This window comes from Streptomyces sp. NPDC050161, from assembly GCF_044460025.1.
Taxonomy (GTDB): domain Bacteria; phylum Actinomycetota; class Actinomycetes; order Streptomycetales; family Streptomycetaceae; genus Streptomyces.
In genome coordinates, this window is the sequence record NZ_JBITJM010000004.1 from 165,194 (window position 1) to 182,144 (window position 16,951).

The window sequence follows — 16,951 nt, forward strand, 5'->3', positions numbered from 1 at the left end:
CTGTTGCTGACGGGGGTCTTGATCGTCACGGGCGTCTCCTGATCGCGTTGGTGCGAACCTGTGATGTGCCGTACCCCACCGCGCGGTGGTCGCCGGTGGCTTTCCGGCCGATCTCGACGCACGCGAGCGCGTCTTTGTGTATCTCGTCGGGCCCGTCGGCGAACCGCCACGAGCGGATGGCGGCATAGGCACGGGCGAGCGGAAAGCCCTGCGACATGCCGCCCGCACCGTGCGTCCGCATCGCCCGGTCGAGGATCCACTGGACGGTCGCGGGCGTGGCGATCGTGATCGCCCGGATCTCGGCGTGCGCCCCCCTGTTGCCGACCGTGTCCATCAGCCAGGCGGTCTTGAGCACCAGCAGACGCAGCTGCTCAAGACGCACCCGCGACTCCGCGATCCAGTCGCGGATCACGCCCTGCCGGGCGAGCGGCTTGCCGAAGGCCACCCGTTCATCGGCCCGCGCGCACATCAGCTCGACCGCCCGCTCCGCGACGCCGATGGAGCGCATGCAGTGGCGAATCCGCCCCGGCCCCAGGTGGGCCTGGGCGATCGCGAACCCCGCACCCTCCTCGCCGATCAGGTTGCCGATGGGCACCCGCACGTCGTGGAACTCCAGCTCCGCATGGCCGCCGTGCTCGTGGTCGTCGTACCCGAACAGCTCCGTCCCGCGCCGGATTTCCAGGCCCGGGGTGTCCCGTGGCACCAGGACCACCGACTGCCGGCGGTGCCGGTCGGCCGTGGGGCAGGTCGTGCCCATCACGGCGAAGACCCGCGCGTTGGGGTTCATCGCCCCGGTGGTCCACCACTTGCGGCCGTTGATCACATACTTGTCGCCGTCCCGGACGATCGACGTGGCGATGTCCGTGACGTCCGATGAGGCGACGTCGGGTTCCGTCATCGCGAACGCGGAACGGATCTCGCCGGCCAGCAGCGGGTCCAGCCACTGTCTCTGCTGTGCCTCGGTGCCGAACATGTCGAGCATCTCCATGATGCCGGCGTCCGGCGCCGCGCAGTTGAGTACGGCGGGCGCCAGGCTCAGGGCATGGCCGGTGATCTCGGCGAGCGGGGCGTACTGGAGGTGGGTCAGTCCCGCGCCCTGTCCACCGGGGATGCCGGGCTTGTCCGCGAGGAACAGGTTCCACAGCCCGCGTCGGCGGGCCTCGGTGCGGAGACCGGCGAGCACCGGGACCGAGTCCCAGGCCCAGCGGTTCTTCAGCGCGCCGAGCTGCTCCGCGAACACCGGCTCCGCCGGGTGGATATGACCCCACATCAGGTCGAGCAGGTTCTCGCGGAGAATCTCGGTGCGGGGGTCGAAAGCGAAGTGCATGTTCCGTGTTCCTTCAGTGCGGTGCGTCCGGCGCCCCGCACGGGGTGGACCGCCTTGCCGACGCGTGCGGAGCCGGGCCCGTGGTCTTCCTGCCGACCATGGCTGCTCCTCGATGGTGACCGGCTGTGTCAGTAGCGGCCGTCGGCCAGTGCCGCGGAGACGTTCCGTGCGGCGCTCGCGCCGGTTTCGATGGCGCCGTCGATCCCCCCGACACCTACCGGTGCGATGTCACCGCCCGCGAAGTGGATGCGCCCGTGGGGCTCGCGCAGCTGGGGAACGGCCTGGGTGAGGTCCCCGGGGCGGTGGTGGGCCCACGCTCCCTGGGAGAACTCATCGCCGACCCAGTCGTGTCCTGCCGTCTCCCGTACGTCGATGTCGGGGACGAAGGTCCGCAGCGCGGCCTGCACGGCCTCGCGGTCCTCGGCGTCGATCGCCGAGGCGTCGGATGCGAAGCACACGACGAGCGTGTCGCCTTCGTGCCGGTACTCCACCCTGGCGGTGTTGATGGGGTTCTTGCCGACGGGGGCGAAGGCGCAGAAGGGTTCGATCTCGCCTCTGACCCGCGCCCAGATCTTGGCGTTCCGCATCGGGTGCTTCCGGTCGATCATGGTGCGCGCAGGCTGCGCGATCTCAGGGGTGAGGGTGACGTCGCCCAGGGTGTTGAGCGGTAGGGCGACGACGGCCGCGCGTGCCCGGATCCGCTCGCCCGCGCGGGTGGTGACGGTGACACCGGCGCCGTTGTCCTCGATCGCGCCGACGGGCGTGGACAGACGGAGATCGGCCTTCGATTCGCCCTGAATGGCGTTGATGAGCCTCTTGGTTCCGCCCTTGATCGGCCAGTAGCCGGCGGTTTCCAGGAACGCGCCCCAGTCTCCGAAGGTCGTGGCTGCCCAGAGAAGCATCTGTGCGAGGCCCTGCTCGCTGTAGGAGTGGACCAGTGTGGCCAGCGCCCCGTCGAGTACGTCCCTGTCGTGTGCGGACAGGTTCAGCGCGTCGAGCCGGTCCTCCAGCGTCTCCTGCTCGATCGCGCTGTTGTCGACCGCGGAGATGTCGAACGGCATCGGGAACCGGTTCCGTGCGTCGGCGAAGAACCGGGCCGCGACGGGCCCGGCGGCGTTGTCGTAGTCGATCGGGCTGCCGGAGTGCGTCGTGCCGTCGGCCAGCCAGTACATCTTGTCGATGTCGAGCGGCGCCGCCAACGGGATGTTGTGGCGCCGGAGTTCGCTCCAGACGTGCGGCTGGGTCCAGTGCACGTACGTGCCGCCCCATTCCACCCGGCGTCCGAAGGCTTCGCCCGAGTAGGCCCGGCCACCGACCCGGTCCCGCGCTTCGAGGAGCACCACCGAGTGGCCCTTGACGCTGAGGTCCCGTGCCGCGGTGATTCCGGCGAAGCCGGCGCCGATCACCAAGACGTCACAGCAGCCGTTGGGCATGAAGCTCTCCGCTCTGTTGTCCGCGCTGTGCGGGCGCGGCGACATCGTGTCGCGCCCGCCGCTCCGCGAACGCAAGACTCAATCTCGAATCGATTTTGAGTTTATGGTGTCGTCCCACCCTGTCAACTTTGATCGGCGCGGAAGTTGAATAAGTGGCTTGATACGATCTCGAATCGTGATCGAGAAAAATCCGACAACCCAGGCGACGGCTCGCCCGGCGGTACAGCGCCGCGGGGTGGAGCGGAGACGAGCCATCCTCGACGCCGCCGAGGCGCTGCTCGGTGAAGAGGGATACGAGGCCACCACGCTCAAGGCGATCGGCGAGCGGGCAGGCATCCCGATCGCTTCCGTCTACCACTACTTCTCCGACCGGTACCAGGTCGAGGCCGAACTCCTGCGGAACCACGTACACGAGCTGGACGCAGGCATCGCCGCCGCGCTGGCCAACCCCGAACTGCACACGCTGCGCGATGCCACCGACGCCGTCATCGCCCCCCTGCTCGACTACTTCCGTCGGCACCCGAGCTGCACCGAGCTGTGGTTCTCGGGACGCAGCGCGACGGTCGGCGAACTGGTCCGCACATTCGACGAGCGTCAGGCCGAGCAGCTCTGGCGCCTCCTCGTCGAGCGCAACCTCGTACGTGCCGACACCCCCCAACTCGTCCTGCAACTCGCCTTCGAGGTCGGCAACCGCCTCCTGGACGTCGCGTTCCGGCGCTCCGCGAAGGGCGACGACGCCACGATCGCCGAAGCGCGGCGTTTCGTGAGCGCCTACCTGGAGACCTATGCCTCTCCAGGGCCGCAGCCCCGCGACTGACGCCGCGACGCTCCGCGAAACGGCCGACAGGCCACCGGTCGGCGCAACAGGGCGCCCCACCACACCTGTTGGCGCAACCGGGCCTTGAGGGGCTTGCCGCCCCGGCCCGCGACGAGGACGGCTCCGACCTGCGGGCCTTCGGCATACGGCCGGTAGACGAGCCGGTGCTCGCCGATCTCCGCGACGGTCCGCGGCTCGCCGAGAAAGGCGAGGAGCGCCGCGTCCCGTTTCTCGACCACCCCGGTGAAAGCGTCGAGCCGACGCCGGAACTCCGCGACGCCGTCGATCACACCGTTCTGGTGGGACGTGCCGTACCAGCGGGCGTCGATCTCCCGGCACCGGCGCATGGACGCCTCGAACTCCCCGAGGCTGCTGTCGACATCGCCGTGGTAGGGACCGAACGACGTCAGGTCGATGTCCGCCACGAACAGGAAGTCGTCCGGCTCGATCAGGAAGCCGCTGTGGCCCGCGGTATGCCCACCGAGCCACCGAACGCCTCCCCCAGAAAGGCTCGGCCACCGGCCCTGTCGCGCGCTTCGAGCTGTACCACCGAGTGGCCCGCGACGCTGAGATCCCGAGCGGCAACCACACCGGCGAAGCCGGCACCGATCACGGCAACCCTTCCGTATCGGTTCGGGCGCCGCTGACCAGGGGTGGGGCGGCCGGTGCGTACCGATCGCAGGAATTGACGGTGCATTGGCCGCGCTCTAAACTCGAACTCGATTCGAGATCGGAAACCTGTCACGCCGACATCGGAGCGGAACCTCCGCTGCGAGCTGTCTTCGAGCTGTCTTCGAGCTGTCTTCAGGCTCTCTCCGAGCTGCCTTCGGCTCTCCGGCCTGCGCAGAACGTGATCGCGCTGGGGCTTGCCGTGACTGAATCCGCCGACGCGGGCAGGGCCTCATGACGTCGCCATCACCGAGGAGGGGTGAGATGAGCACCGCTGGAGTACCCGCGCCGCCTCCGCCACCTCGTGCGCCTCACCGAAGGAACCGTGCACTTCACCGAGCGACTGAGGGAACGCCTCGGAACCGACCGCCCGTACGGGCCCACGGGAGACAACGCCGCCGCCTTCGCGGGGCAGCTCCGCAAGGTGCGCCGAAGAGCGCGGACTCCGCAAGACGGGGGAGCCGAAGCGGAGTTCGGCGATGCCCGCGCCCCCGGCCAGTCGGCATCGTTCACGGGCGGTTTCGTCCAGCGTGCCGGGGGACTTTCGAACCTCCGGAAAACCCGCGCTCGGTATGCGCGCGGTGCTCCTTCGGTCCAGTGCGAGTGCGCTCGCGCGGGCCGCCGTACCAGCGGAGGAACCCGGCAGAAATACCCCGCGGCCCTGGCACCTGCGGCCCCGTCATCAGCACAGCGTGCTCCGCGGGTGTCCGTCCTGGCCGCTGATCGACGGCTGCGCGACGACCGCAATTCACCGCGGGACCGTCCCGGAAAACGAAATGAGCAAGAATGGCTACCAACATCGAGCGTGACGTTGCGGTAATCGGCAACGGCCTGATGGGCTCCTCGATCGCCCGCGCCCTGGCACAGGCCGGCTGGGCGGTCACGGCGTACGACCCGGACACGGCACGCGCGCAGAGCCTGGCCGCCGAACTGCCGGGCATTCAGGCCGAGGTGGAACTCGACGCGGCGGTCGCGTCCGCCCGCCTGATCCTGACCTGCGCTCCGGCATACGGACCGGTGCTCCAGAGCTTGGAGAGCATCAAGGACTGGACCGGCAAGACGCTCCTCAACATGGGCACGAGCTCGACGGAGGAGGCGGCGACCGCCGGGTCGTGGGCCGCGGAGAAGAGCGTTCCCTACCTGGACGCCGCGATCCTCTGCTTCCCCCAGGACATGGGCACCGAGCGCGGCTACGTCCTCTTCTCGGGGAACGCCGAAGCCTGGGCGCGGCACGAGAAGCTGCTGGGCGCACTCGGTCCGGCCATGCGCTTCGTCTCTGAGCAGGTGCAGGCCGCGAGCGCGGTCGACCTCACGATCGTCGGCGGTGTGTACGTCGCCGCGCTGGCCGCCTACGTCGACGCCGTGACCTACGCCAAGAGCCAGGGAGTCCCGGGCGAGGTACTCAGCGAGGCCACCGACAAGGTCCTGGTGGCGCTGAAGAACGGCACCAGCGAAGCCGTGGCGGCCATCGGCAGCGGCGATTTCACGACGGATCAGGCCACGCTTGAGGTGTTCACGCACGGAGGCGAGACCTGCCTCGACGGCATGAGGCGCGCCGGCTTCGCCGCGAACGTGCTCGAAGCCGCGGTGGGCAATCTCCGGGCAGCCGAAGCCGCAGATCTGGGGAAGTCGAGCTTCTACGCCCTCGCACAGGTCGCCGCCGGCAACTCCGCCGACCGGCAGGGCTAGCGGGGGAGCGGTTCCAGCGGAAACACCCTGGAAGGGCGGCGGTTGGCGAACTGCCGCCCTTCCGCCGGTCTGCCGGGGTGCGTCGTCGGTGTCGTCCGCAAGTGCGAGGTCAGCCCCGCAAGTCGATCACCACCGGATGCGCCACCTGTCGTTGACTGCGCAGACCTCGCCTTGGACGCGCCACGGATCGCCGACGCCGTCGCCCGGCCCGCCTTCACTCATGACCCCGACGATCCGCTCGTGCGCGTGACACTCGCCGCGTCGCGCGCCCTGGAGACCGTGGCCGACGTCCTGGAACCGCCGTCGGACCAGGGACCTGGCTGGACACCCCGGGAAACACGGAGCCGCTGGATGACCCGGCACACGGTCGCCGGTGAAATCCTGAACAGCGGCGCCAGCTGCCGCATGCTGACTTGCCGGAGGGGGAGGGGCGGATCGGTGAGGGTGCGGATCTCTGATGTTCTCGGTCGCACGGTGGATTGGGGGGGGCTGGGTAGAAGGGGATTTCGGATGCCGCAGGCAGGGTGATGCTCCGCAGATCGCGTTCGCCGGGACGCCGGACGGGGCAGGTGCTGTGGATCTCCTCCCGGGCGCCCAGTTTTGAGCAGCGCTTCAGCTGAGGGGAAGCCAATCTGGGGGCAGACCGCGTGGAGAGCGTCGAGCCGACCCGGGAGGGACCATGTTTCGCCTCGTTACCAGGGCACGCCGAACGCCGAGCCTCGACCGAGCCGCCCCATCGCCCGTCGGCGGCCCTTTGACCGAGGTCTCGGCCGACCGCCTGCGTGCTCTGGGCACGGGGGCCTTTGCCGAGTTGCAACGCGCCGATGCCAAGGCGGCGACGCTCGGCGCCACGGCCGGGGCCGGTCTGGGTGCGGACTTCACGATGGTGACTGCGTTCGCCAAGACCATGCCGCTATGGGGAATGGTCGGAGCCGGGTGCGCGAGTGCCTGCTTTGCGCTGTCGATCCTGCAGTGCCTCTCGGCCATGCGTCCTTCGCTCCGGCCCGGGGATCGCCGACGACCGGACTGCTACCTCGATTGTGCGGAAGCCACCGCGGATGAACTGCTGGCCGCTGTCGTCAGGCTCTCCGCGTGGGAGGTGGCCCGTGCTGAAAGCCGGTGCGTGACGGAGCTTTCGACCCTCGCGCAAGCCAAGTTCAAGATGCTGCGACGGGCAACCCTTCTCTCACAGTTGGCCTTGGCCGCGACCTGTCTCAGTGCCGTGTGCGTGCTCCTCAGCTCTCTCACCGGTACGTGAGAACGCCGAATATGCTGGTGCTTTGACGGCCCGTTGAGATATGGGCGCGGGCGGGGGCCAAGTGCCTCATGTCTCATTTCCCGGGGAGGGCGCGTTGTATCAGTCCCATCAGGCGTTGCTTGGTGAAGAAATGTGGGCCGCCCTGAAGAGCCTCGCCCCGGAAAGAACCCGCGAGACGCGCAGCCTGCTCCTGCGCCAAGGTGACCCCGCCACCCACGTTCTCCTGCTGTGCCATGGATCCGCCGCGGTCACGCGCCGTGATGGGAGTGGTCAACGGACGCTGCTTGCTGTGAGAGGCGCCGGCGAACTGCTGGGTGAGTTGTCGTTGCTCGACGGCGGAGTCCGCAGTGCCACGGTCATCGCGGCCGAGCCCTGCCGGGTGCGTACGGTGCCCGCGTCCGACTTCGCCTCGTTCGTCAGCGACCACGGAATTCTGCACACGCTGATGCGGCACGCGGTGGGGCGCATCAGGGAAGGGGACGAGATCCGCCAGGAGTTGGCCACGGCTCCCGCCGCCGCTCGTCTTGCCGCTGCCCTCCTCCGCCTGGCCGCGGTCTCAGGTGAATCGCCGACCGGCTCCGTTTATATCCGGCTTCCTCAGGAAGAGCTCGCCCAACTGATCGGTGCGTCACGTAACTCTGTGGTTCAGCATCTCTCGCCTTGGCGGGCCGAAGGGTGGATCCGTTCCGCAACCGGCGGAGGGCTGATGATCGAGGACCTCGGAAGGCTGCGGCAGATCGCCGAAAGCCGGTGAGACGTCCGGCAGGCCGATGAGACCCACGTCATCCGCGGAGTGCCCAATCCTGGGCAGCGCGATGCCGACGGGGCGCGCATCATCGTCATCCGACAACCACCTAACGCATCATCGCCGGAAGGACGTGTACACATGGCGGCCCAACTTCAGGACGACGTAAGGGATATCCCCGATTACCAGGCCCTCGTCGTGTTCGACATGAAGGGATACAGCAAGGTTCCCTCCCCCTACATGCAGAGCACCCGCGACGAGTTCGACAACATGCTGGCCACGGCCTTCGTGGAGAGCGGCCTCGGAGACGAATGGCAGCACTGCGCGTACTGGAACGACAGGGGCGACGGCTGCATTCTGGCGATGCCGATCCGCCGGATGTGGCGACTCGTGGAGCCGCTGCCCGAAATCCTCGACGGCGTACTGGCCCGCTACGACCGGGAACGGTTCGCCTCGATGCCGGAGATACGGGTCCGGATGAGCGTGCACCTCGGTCCGGTGTCCGAGAGCTACCGGGGCGATCCGATCAACGACGCCTGCCGGCTGATCGACAGTGACGCGGCGCGTGACGCGGTGGCCAAGGCCGAGCAACTCGGCTCCTACGTCGCGTTGGTGATCTCCGAAGCGGTATTCCAGGCCGTCGTACGGGCACGTCGGACGACCCGGCTGACGGAGCTCGACTTCCTTCCTACGCGTGCGGAAGTGAAAGACAAATACTCCGAACCTGCGTGGGTTCATGTGCCCCGGCGCAGCCCGTCCGCTCTCAGCGCCCCGGCCGAAAGCCCGGCCGCGCAAGACACGCAGCCGGCGCAGGGAGCCGCCGTCACACCGGGTGGGCCGCCCGCCTCGACAGCCCCTCGCACCAACACCATCGACACCGTGAACAACTACTTCGATGCGCCCCAGGGACCTTTGACCTTCACGCAGGACTTCCGGCGGACCGGCCGGTGAGTGGCCGAGACCCCGATCTGCGTTCTGAGGAGGACGAGTAAACGTGAACGAGCCCGTGACCAACGGCATCGAGGGCGAGGATCCCGCAGCAGACGGTGCGCAGCCCTCCGATGGCCCGGAGAACACGCCACCGCAGCCGCTCAACCCGATGCAGCCGGAAGCCAAGCCGCCGTGGCCGGACCGGGCGAGGACAGCGAGCGTGCCCACGACCACGGACGGCGACACCGATGGCACAGCGGGTCGCGAGCCATGGCGGACGCTGCCCCAGGAACCGCGTGCGGACGTGACCGATCCGGTGGGCCCCGGGCAGCAACCGCAGCAGCCTGAGACGAAGCCGTATGTGCCGATCGCCGCACTCACCCACCCCGGCCATCTGCCCTCGATCGACTCCGTCGCCAACCTGTTCGCGGGCCCCACCGGGCCTGTGACCATCCAGCAGACCCATGAGGTCCGTACCGCGGATCTATTGGAAACCGTGGTCGTTCCTCGCGAACAGGTCCTCGCCGACGCTTCCTATGTCGAGGCGGGAGAGTGGCAGGAGGCCCGGCGGCGCGGGGCGAAGGCGCTCGATGCGGCGTCCGTTGTCTTCTTCGTGGTGCCGCGCCGGTACGGAGGAACGACCTTCTCCCTGCGGCTGCTCGCAGAAGAGACCGGTCCGGCGGTGGCCCTCCAAGTGGTGGAGCCGAGCTGGGACCGTCCGCTGGTGAGCAGGCTTCCTGTACAGGCCGACGCGGCCTACCTGCTCGACCTCCGGGATCCGGAGCGGGACCGCATCGACAGGGCATTCCTGACCGGTCTCAGCCAACACGCGGACAGCCTGAAGAAGGTCGGATCGCACCTCGTCATCACCATCACGCCCGAACTCTGGTCCTTCGTCGCGGGCCAACTGCCCGCCGACCTTGAGGTGGTGCGGCTGAGCAGTCACCCGAAGGCCGACCAGGTGGTACAGCGGCACGTGACGGCCCGCGGACGTGCGGACCTGATGCGGTACCTGAACGACCCGCAGGTACAGGACGGCATAACCGGCTGGAATCCGGCCCGTGCCGTATGGCTGGTCGACGAGATGATCGCCCTCGTCGAAGCGGACGCCCGGACCATCGCGGAGGAGGGAGCCGACCCCGCGCAGCGCGAGGACCACCTGCTTACGGCTGCCCGCGAACTGGCCGAGGGCTGGACAGACGTCCTGAACAACCGCTTCGCCGACAACGGCCAGGCGGCCACGCGGGTACCGGAGGCAGCCCACGGCCACACCGAACCGCTCGATATCGACGACCGCTGCCTGTCCCTGGCCCTCGCCGTCCGCGGCTCCGGGCCCGTCACGCAGATCCAGGCGGACGCCGAGCGCCTGGTCGGCCTGCTCGCCGGCGGGAACGCACCGAGCGGCGGGAAGAACGGCGAACGGAAAGGGGCCGAGGATCTCAGGAAGATCCTCGGTGGTGTCGGATTGCGTACCCGCTTTCAAGGCATTGGGGCAGAAGTCCGCTTCGGCGACGCGAAGTTCGTCTCACCCAAGTACGGGGACGCCCTGCTGGCCTACGTCTGGGACCAGTACCACCCGCTGCACGAGCGGCTCGTCGGCTGGATGATGTCCTGCGGAGGCCAGGACGGAAGGCAGGCCCACGACGATCCGGCCGTACGGGCGCTTCTGGGGGTCCTCACCTACCACCAGGACGACTCACAGCTCGCGGAGATCCGTAAGCAGGGCGCGGCCCAGGGGAAGCGTGCGGTCGCGGCTGCCGTCCTGGCGGGAGCGGCACGGGACGAGCATCTGGGCCGACGAGCCCGCCAGTTGCTGTACTCCTGGGCCGATCACCACACGGATACGCAGCGACTGGTGGTCGCCGTGTGCCGTGAACTCATCGGCGACCAGCCCCTTCCCGCACTGACGCGGCTGCGCCGGGTGGCGGACAACATCGGCGACGGGGACGAAGCCCGCAAGGTTTCTGCCGAAGTCTTGGGCGCCTTCCGGGAAATCGTCGGCAACGCGGAACTGACGGAATGGTTCGCCACGACGGTTGCCGATTGGCAGAAGCAGGCAGGAGAGGAAAGCTCACACGCCGTGAGCCTGGGAACACTGGCCCTGATGTCGGTCGATGTGGAGGGTCGGCCCTGGCTCCTGGCCGCCCCCTCGCCCACACTTGACGTGGCACTCGCGCTACGCGGGCTCTTCGTCGACCTGGACCGCAACGCGGGGGTGATCGAGGAGATCGCCCGTTGGACGCGGGCCGACGGTGGCGCGATGCGGGAACAGGCCCTCGCCCTGGTTCAGGAGGCCGTCACCCAGCGGGTCGGGTTCCGGGCATTGGCCCGGCTGATCGATGAATTGGGCAAGGACCGCACGGCGGACGGCAGCAGCACCGGAAGCCGGATGGCGGACATCCTTGGGGACGACCCGGATATCGGGGGCTTCGACCTGGGGGCGTCCCCGGCGTGAGGCTCCGTTTCCGCCGCCCGCCCGCGTACACCGAGCTCACCTTCACCGAGCCTAGGTCCCTGCGCAGCGGCACCCCCGGTATCTGCTTCACGGCGGTATTTTCCGCACGATGGTCCCTGGGCGGCAGCGACCATCACACCCCCGAGGCTCTGGTGATCGACGCACTCGTCCGGCTCGCCGGCTCGATCACCGGGAACTGGGAGGCACTCGACGTGCGCGGCGCCGAAGACGCGCTCAACGCAGCGCTCGGCAGGACCGGTCCGATCCCGGACCTGCCGGGCTCGGCGCTCTCCGCACGGGTGCGCTTGTCGCTCAGCGCCCAGGCACGGTGTGATGCCGAGCAGTACCGGGAGGACAGAGACAGGGTGGCCCGGCTGCGGTACCTCAAAAGGCACCTTTACAGTGACCCGGAGATGGTGCTCCTGGACCACCTGGAGAGACACCCTCAGGACGTGAAAACGGTCGATATCAAGGACTTCCAACGCCTGTCCCGGAGCCTGCGGGTGGGAGGGCAATGGTGGTACCCGCTGCTGGACTGCCTGGAAACGCTCACGGCCGAGGCACCCACGCGGCACGGAGACCTCCTGGCAATGAAGTTGTTGTTGCGGGCGTTCAAGGACACGATTCCTGAGCTCATCGAGAAGCACGACCTCCAGGGCCTGGCCGACCTGTTGCTGGAAGACTCCGGAACAGAGGTCACTTAGCGAGCCCGCAGCAGGCATAGACGCTCGGTGTGGGAACGACGCACCGGACCGGTGAGGGCCCGCCCGGGAAGCGCCCCCTGCGTGCGACGGTTCCCGGGAAGAGGCCGGTGCCTCAGTGCCGCCCGGCTCCGGCGAAGACGCGCGTACCGCTCCAGCCCGTCCTTGTCCCGCCCGCGCCGCGCGCTATGCGCCGTCGCCGGATGGCGCGGGCGTCGGCGCGGGAACGCGGGTGAGGTGGAAGATGAAGTCCTCGGGGTCGCCCTTCTTGTCCATCACGCACAGCAGGACGTCGTCGGTGAGCCGGCGGAAATGGTCGATGATGGGCAGCTGGTCGTAGACCATCGCCGCGGACTGCTTGCCGCGGTGGACGACCTCACGGAGCGTCGCCAGGCCCATCTCTTCGTTCGAGTAGACCGTCCCCTCCTCGTCGCGGCACAGCAGCGGCTGCACGTGATCGGCATCGACGAACCGCTTGCCGTACCACCGCATCTCGGCCAGCAGCGCGGCGTTCGTGCTGGTGCGCTCGAAACTGCCGCCTCGCCAGGTGCCGATGAGGAGATCGGTGCCGACCGGTTCGAGCCGGTCGAAGAGCTCCGTCAGCTTCGTGCGGTCGTACTCGCCTCCGGACGCGATGGTGTCCAGAACTTCCTGCTCGATGTGCTCGACGTGCTCGATGCTCATGGGCGGGTTCTTCCTCGGTTCGGGGACGGGCGGTGGGCGCCGGATGTGCGCGATGCTGCCCTGTAGCGGAGCGGCGGCAGCTTGACCTGGGCGTACGGGGTCGAAACGGTGGTACATCCGCGCATGCCAGAGCACCACCCGCTCCAGCGCCACCGCGGAACCGTACCCGGCGGCGGTGAGCGGAGCCAGAGCGCGTCGGCAGTCTTCGAGCCCGGTCTCGGCACGCCGGTACGCCTCCTGCTCGCTCAGGCCGATGGTGAGTGCGTCGGTCTTACCCTCGGCCTGTTCCCTGTGGTGGCCACGCAGATCGTTGAGCAGGCGAATCGCGATCGCGGCCTGTCGCAGCGCGCCGCGCAGCACGGGGAGGCGCCGGGTCAGATCCGGCTCGTCCATCAGGGCCCACAGGGCGGTGACCTGCTGTTCGACGCCGATGGTCCAGGCGCCGTGCCGTAGGTAGTCGGTGAGTTGGGACTCTCGGCTGCCGGCGGCCGCCGTCGGCCGGGCCGCCTCGCGTTCGCGCCGCATGCCGATGAGCGTGTGATGCATGCTTTCCCGCCAGACGGCGAGGAGTTCGGGCCGACCGTCGCGGTCCAGGCCCCCGGCGATATCCACCAGAGCGCACGCGACGGGATCACCGCCGCTGTGGCCGTGCCCCGCGAGGACGCGGTGCCAGGTCCGGATGCGGGCCTGGGGCTCGTCCGGGCCCGCGGAGTCCGGCGCTCGCGGTACCTCCGAAGTCTCCGGCGCGTCCAGGACGTTGTCGATCGCCATCAGCCAGAGGGTGAGCCGGGACACCTGGTAGCAGGTCTCCGCAGGCAACCACGGTGTGAAGAACGCCGTTTGAAGGCACATCAGGGGCACGAGTGCGGGGTCCACGGGCAGCCCGAGCTCTTTGAGCCAGATCTCCAGTCGCGGCATATTCTGCAAAGCGGCAGAGCATGCATCCGCTATGGAGATGATCTCTTGGGGAGGGTGGCCGACGGGTAACGAGGTGTCCACGCCGTCAGGTTACGCCCCGCGCCCTCGCCTGCGGCCGGGCATCCCCGTACTGCGGCACACAACCGCAGGTCACGGCCGCCAGGACCGGTGCGTACGCCCGCGGCCCGCCCGCCTCGCCGGCACCTGGCAGGGGGACGGCGCGCCGGGCCGTCGGCCACATCGATGAGCCACGCAGACGCAGCGGGCGGCACGGGCGGAATCACCGGAACCAGGAGGAGCAGAGGCCGGATGGCAACAGACCGTGGGGCACCGCCCTTACCGGACGCGGACATACCGCCCACGCTCGCACCCCGTGTCGGACGTGCGGTCGACCTCGCCACCGGACATGCGCTCGCCACCCAGCGCGACAACGGCTCATGGCTGGCCACCCCCGCCCCTCGCATCACCGAGACCGCGCTGTGCACACTGGCCCTGGCCCGCTCATCACACCCCGGCGCCGCCCGAGCAGCCGGGCGCGGCAGGGCCTGGCTCGCGGACGGCGCCGCCCCGCAGAACCACCACCCGGTGGCGCACGCCGTGGAGACCGCGCTGCTGTCCCTGGCCCTGGACACCGGCGGCCCCGTCGACGTGAGCCACCCCTCCTTCGCGGACCGGGCACTGTCGGCCCGTGCCCGGCTCCTCCAGGCCATCGCCCTGCACACCGGCCGGGCGATCCGCAGCGACACCACAGCCGAAGCGCTGCGCACCCTGCTGGCCACCGCGGTCGCAGCCGGAAGACAGCTCAAGCGCTGGACACAGGTGGAACTCTGGTCCACACACGTGCTGGTGGAGACCCACTTCGGCGACCGGACAGCCGCCCGGCGCACCGCTCGCAGGATCGCCGACCAGCAATCCCCCTCGGGCGACTTCTTCGCCAACCCCGTCACCACCGCTCTCGCGGCGCTCGCGCTCCAGGCCGTCGACCCCGGCATGCCCGCCGCCCGCCGCTGCACGGAGTACCTGCTCAGCAGCCAACTCCCGGACGGCACCTGGCGTTTCTCCACCAGCGATGTCTGGGACACCACCTTGACCGTACGCTCCTTCCGCGACGCGGCTGCCTTCGGCCGGCACGGGCTGCCTGCCGCCGTCACGTTCCTGGTCGCGGCACAGAACCCGGACGGCGGCTGGCCCTACCGCTCGGGTGTCGAGTCCGACAACGACACCACCGCGGCGGCCCTGATCGCGCTGAGCGGCGTCAGCGGCGCACCCGGCGCGACGATACGGGCCGGGCTGCGTCACCTGGCCCGCCAGCAGACGGCCGACGGGCTCTGGCGGACCTGGCAGTCCGCGCAGGACCCGCCGGTGGACGACGTGATCGCCCATGTCGTCACCGCACTGGACCGCCACCGCGGGCACCACCGCGTTCAGCTGGCCACGGCGCGCAACTGGCTCGCCGAACGCCTCGTCGAGCGGGGCCGCTGGCACGCCGGGTGGTACCAGGGCCTGCCGTACGCCACCGCCGAGGTCCTGCCCGCCCTCGCCCCCGCAGCGCGCCAAGGCGGCCATCCCGCCGCCCGCGCCTTGGCCGAAACCCGTAATTCTGACGGCGGTTGGCCCGTCGAGGCGGGCGGCCCGAGCACCCCCGCCGCCACCGGCCTGGCGCTCGCCGCCCTCGAACGGGGCGGCCTGCTCGCCGAGACGTGCGAGGCAGACGGGAAGAGCTGGGTGTCAGGGCTCGATTACCTCGTGCAGACCCAGCGCGAGGACGGCACCTGGCCGGGCGTACCCCTCATGTACGGTCCGCGACCGCTCCTCACCCACAGCCCCACCCACACCCACGCGTTCACCGTCGACGGCCTCTTCGCCGGGCAACGCCGGCTCCTCCGCAGCGCTGCGGAGAGGGACGGGGCGGCATGAGGAGAGACGGCGCACCGCTGACCGGCGGCCAGGGGTGCCCCTGCGCCGACGCTCCTGTCCACGCCCCCGTCGCCCCCGGCCGCGTGCCGTTGGCCGGTCACGCCCCACGGATGCAACGGGACGCCCTGCGCTTCGTCAGCGGGCTGCGGTACCACGGACCGATGACGAAGATCTACATCGGCCCGCGACCGGTCCACTTCGTCAACACCCCGGATCTTGTACGGGAGTTGCTGACCACGCACGCTCGCTCCTTCGGCAAGGGCGCGATGTTTGACGCCCTGCGCGTCCCTCTGGGCGACGGGCTGATCACCGCCGCAGGCGACCGTCACCTGTGCCACCGCCGTCTGATGCAACCCGCCTTCCACCACGACCGGATCGCCCGCTACGCCCGCGTCATGTCCGAACGGTCCCTGACGCGGGCCGCCGCCTGGGAGCCCGGCACCACCCTCGATCTGGTGCCGGAGATCCACCGCCTGACCCTCGACATCCTGCTGCGCACCCTCTTCGCTGAACCTCACGACCCCGAGCTGCGCGCCGCCGTCAAGGGCTGGCTGTCCGTCAAATACCACTCCATGCGACTGGCCCTGTCCCCACTGCACGCCTGGGCGGAACGCCTCCCGCTGGTGCCGGGGTGGCGCCCGCCGGATCCAGGACCGCTGCGGCGGCTGGTGGCCGTCCAGCGTCGGATCATCGAGACCTACCGCGCCGACGGCCGGGACCGCGGCGATCTCCTGTCGATGCTCCTGCTGACCGGCGGCCCGCAAGGCTCCCTGACCGACGCCGAAGTGACCGACGAACTGATCACCCTCTTCCTGGCCGGCACCGGCACCGTCAGCGCGTCCTTGGCCTGGACCCTGTACGAGATCTCCCGCCGCCCCGAGGTCCAACGGCGGCTCCACGACGAACTCGACACCGTTCTCGCCGGACGGCCCCCCGGCTTCGATGACCTGCCCGCGCTGGTCTACACGCGACAGGTGCTGGCCGAGACGCTGCGGCTGCACCCGCCCTCGTGGCTGCTGATGCGCCGCGCGGCCCAGCAGGTCACCCTCGGCGGCGTACCGCTCCCGCCGGGCACCGAGGTCTTCTTCAGCCCGTACGCCCTGCACCGCGACCCGCAACTGTACGAGAACCCGGAGCATTTCGACCCCGAGCGCTGGCCGTCCGACACCGCCGCGAAGGCGCCGCGCCACACTTACCTGCCGTTCGGAGCGGGCAGCCGACTGTGCATCGGCGAGGACTTCGCCTGGACCGAACTGACCCTGGCAGTCGCCGCGTTCACCGCTCAGCGGCGCCTGACGCCGGCCGACACCACTCCCGTACGGCCCCTGGTCGGCACCGTCCTGCGCCCGGACCGGCTGCCGCTCACCTCACACCCTCGCCCGAACTGACCCCCTCCCTTCCCCTTCCC

14 protein-coding genes and 1 pseudogene are annotated in these 16,951 nt (G+C 69.6%); 9 read left to right on the forward strand and 6 right to left on the reverse strand.

Features of this window, described 5'->3' with window-relative positions:
• Positions 1-25: 25 nt before the first annotated feature.
• Together ACIBK8_RS08590 and ACIBK8_RS08595 are read right to left on the reverse strand one after the other, a co-directional pair.
• Positions 26-1,327 (reverse strand): acyl-CoA dehydrogenase family protein, encoded by a 1,302-nt coding sequence (locus ACIBK8_RS08590; RefSeq protein WP_399040919.1) that lies wholly within the window; start codon positions 1,325-1,327, stop codon positions 26-28.
• 128 nt (positions 1,328-1,455) lie between these two features.
• The gene (locus tag ACIBK8_RS08595) at positions 1,456-2,760 is read right to left on the reverse strand and encodes a flavin monoamine oxidase family protein (protein ID WP_399040920.1); all 1,305 of its coding nucleotides are present in this window, start codon (positions 2,758-2,760) and stop codon (positions 1,456-1,458) included.
• A gap of 175 nt (positions 2,761-2,935) precedes the next feature.
• Between ACIBK8_RS08595 and ACIBK8_RS08600 the strand changes: the two genes are divergently transcribed.
• Positions 2,936-3,577: a TetR/AcrR family transcriptional regulator gene (locus ACIBK8_RS08600; RefSeq protein WP_399040921.1), complete on the forward strand. Its 642-nt coding sequence runs from the start codon at positions 2,936-2,938 to the stop codon at positions 3,575-3,577.
• On the opposite strand, the gene ACIBK8_RS08605 is transcribed toward ACIBK8_RS08600, so the two are convergent.
• The gene (locus ACIBK8_RS08605; RefSeq protein WP_399040922.1) at positions 3,544-4,002 is read right to left on the reverse strand and encodes a hypothetical protein; all 459 of its coding nucleotides are present in this window, start codon (positions 4,000-4,002) and stop codon (positions 3,544-3,546) included. The genes ACIBK8_RS08600 and ACIBK8_RS08605 overlap by 34 nt on opposite strands.
• Positions 4,003-4,025: 23 nt before the next feature.
• Positions 4,026-4,274, reverse strand: coding sequence for an NAD(P)-binding protein (locus tag ACIBK8_RS08610; protein ID WP_399040923.1), 249 nt, complete (start codon positions 4,272-4,274; stop codon positions 4,026-4,028).
• Positions 4,275-5,032: 758 nt separating this feature from the next.
• Here ACIBK8_RS08610 and ACIBK8_RS08615 point away from each other — a divergent pair.
• Positions 5,033-5,935 (forward strand): NAD(P)-binding domain-containing protein, encoded by a 903-nt coding sequence (locus ACIBK8_RS08615; protein ID WP_399040925.1) that lies wholly within the window; start codon positions 5,033-5,035, stop codon positions 5,933-5,935.
• A 311-nt stretch (positions 5,936-6,246) separates the two neighbouring features.
• Here ACIBK8_RS08615 and ACIBK8_RS08620 read toward each other — a convergent pair.
• Positions 6,247-6,348, reverse strand: a pseudogene (locus ACIBK8_RS08620) (IS5/IS1182 family transposase); the annotation flags it as partial.
• A gap of 341 nt (positions 6,349-6,689) precedes the next feature.
• Here ACIBK8_RS08620 and ACIBK8_RS08625 point away from each other — a divergent pair.
• From ACIBK8_RS08625 to ACIBK8_RS08645, 5 genes are all read left to right on the forward strand, one after another.
• Positions 6,690-7,193 carry a Pycsar system effector family protein gene (locus ACIBK8_RS08625; protein ID WP_399040928.1) on the forward strand — a complete coding sequence of 168 codons (504 nt, stop codon included), beginning with the start codon at positions 6,690-6,692 and terminating at the stop codon, positions 7,191-7,193.
• A 94-nt stretch (positions 7,194-7,287) separates the two neighbouring features.
• Complete coding sequence (locus tag ACIBK8_RS08630; RefSeq protein WP_399040929.1) at positions 7,288-7,947, forward strand: Crp/Fnr family transcriptional regulator; 660 nt, start codon at positions 7,288-7,290, stop codon at positions 7,945-7,947.
• Positions 7,948-7,986: 39 nt separating this feature from the next.
• Positions 7,987-8,889, forward strand: coding sequence for a hypothetical protein (locus tag ACIBK8_RS08635; RefSeq protein ID WP_399040930.1), 903 nt, complete (start codon positions 7,987-7,989; stop codon positions 8,887-8,889).
• 43 nt (positions 8,890-8,932) lie between these two features.
• Positions 8,933-11,323 (forward strand): hypothetical protein, encoded by a 2,391-nt coding sequence (locus tag ACIBK8_RS08640; protein WP_399040931.1) that lies wholly within the window; start codon positions 8,933-8,935, stop codon positions 11,321-11,323.
• On the forward strand, positions 11,320-12,027 hold the full coding sequence (locus ACIBK8_RS08645) for a hypothetical protein (RefSeq protein WP_399040933.1): 708 nt from the start codon (positions 11,320-11,322) through the stop codon (positions 12,025-12,027). The genes ACIBK8_RS08640 and ACIBK8_RS08645 overlap by 4 nt, the downstream gene beginning before the upstream one ends.
• A 183-nt stretch (positions 12,028-12,210) precedes the next feature.
• On the opposite strand, the gene ACIBK8_RS08650 is transcribed toward ACIBK8_RS08645, so the two are convergent.
• Positions 12,211-13,527, reverse strand: a complete 1,317-nt coding sequence (locus ACIBK8_RS08650) for a DUF4334 domain-containing protein (RefSeq protein ID WP_399040934.1) — start codon at positions 13,525-13,527, stop codon at positions 12,211-12,213.
• A gap of 408 nt (positions 13,528-13,935) precedes the next feature.
• On the opposite strand from ACIBK8_RS08650, the gene ACIBK8_RS08655 reads away from it, so the two are divergent.
• Together ACIBK8_RS08655 and ACIBK8_RS08660 are read left to right on the forward strand one after the other, a co-directional pair.
• The gene (locus ACIBK8_RS08655; protein ID WP_399040935.1) at positions 13,936-15,543 is read left to right on the forward strand and encodes a prenyltransferase/squalene oxidase repeat-containing protein; all 1,608 of its coding nucleotides are present in this window, start codon (positions 13,936-13,938) and stop codon (positions 15,541-15,543) included.
• Positions 15,540-16,931 carry a cytochrome P450 gene (locus tag ACIBK8_RS08660; RefSeq protein ID WP_399040936.1) on the forward strand — a complete coding sequence of 464 codons (1,392 nt, stop codon included), beginning with the start codon at positions 15,540-15,542 and terminating at the stop codon, positions 16,929-16,931. The genes ACIBK8_RS08655 and ACIBK8_RS08660 overlap by 4 nt, the downstream gene beginning before the upstream one ends.
• Positions 16,932-16,951 lie beyond the last annotated feature (20 nt).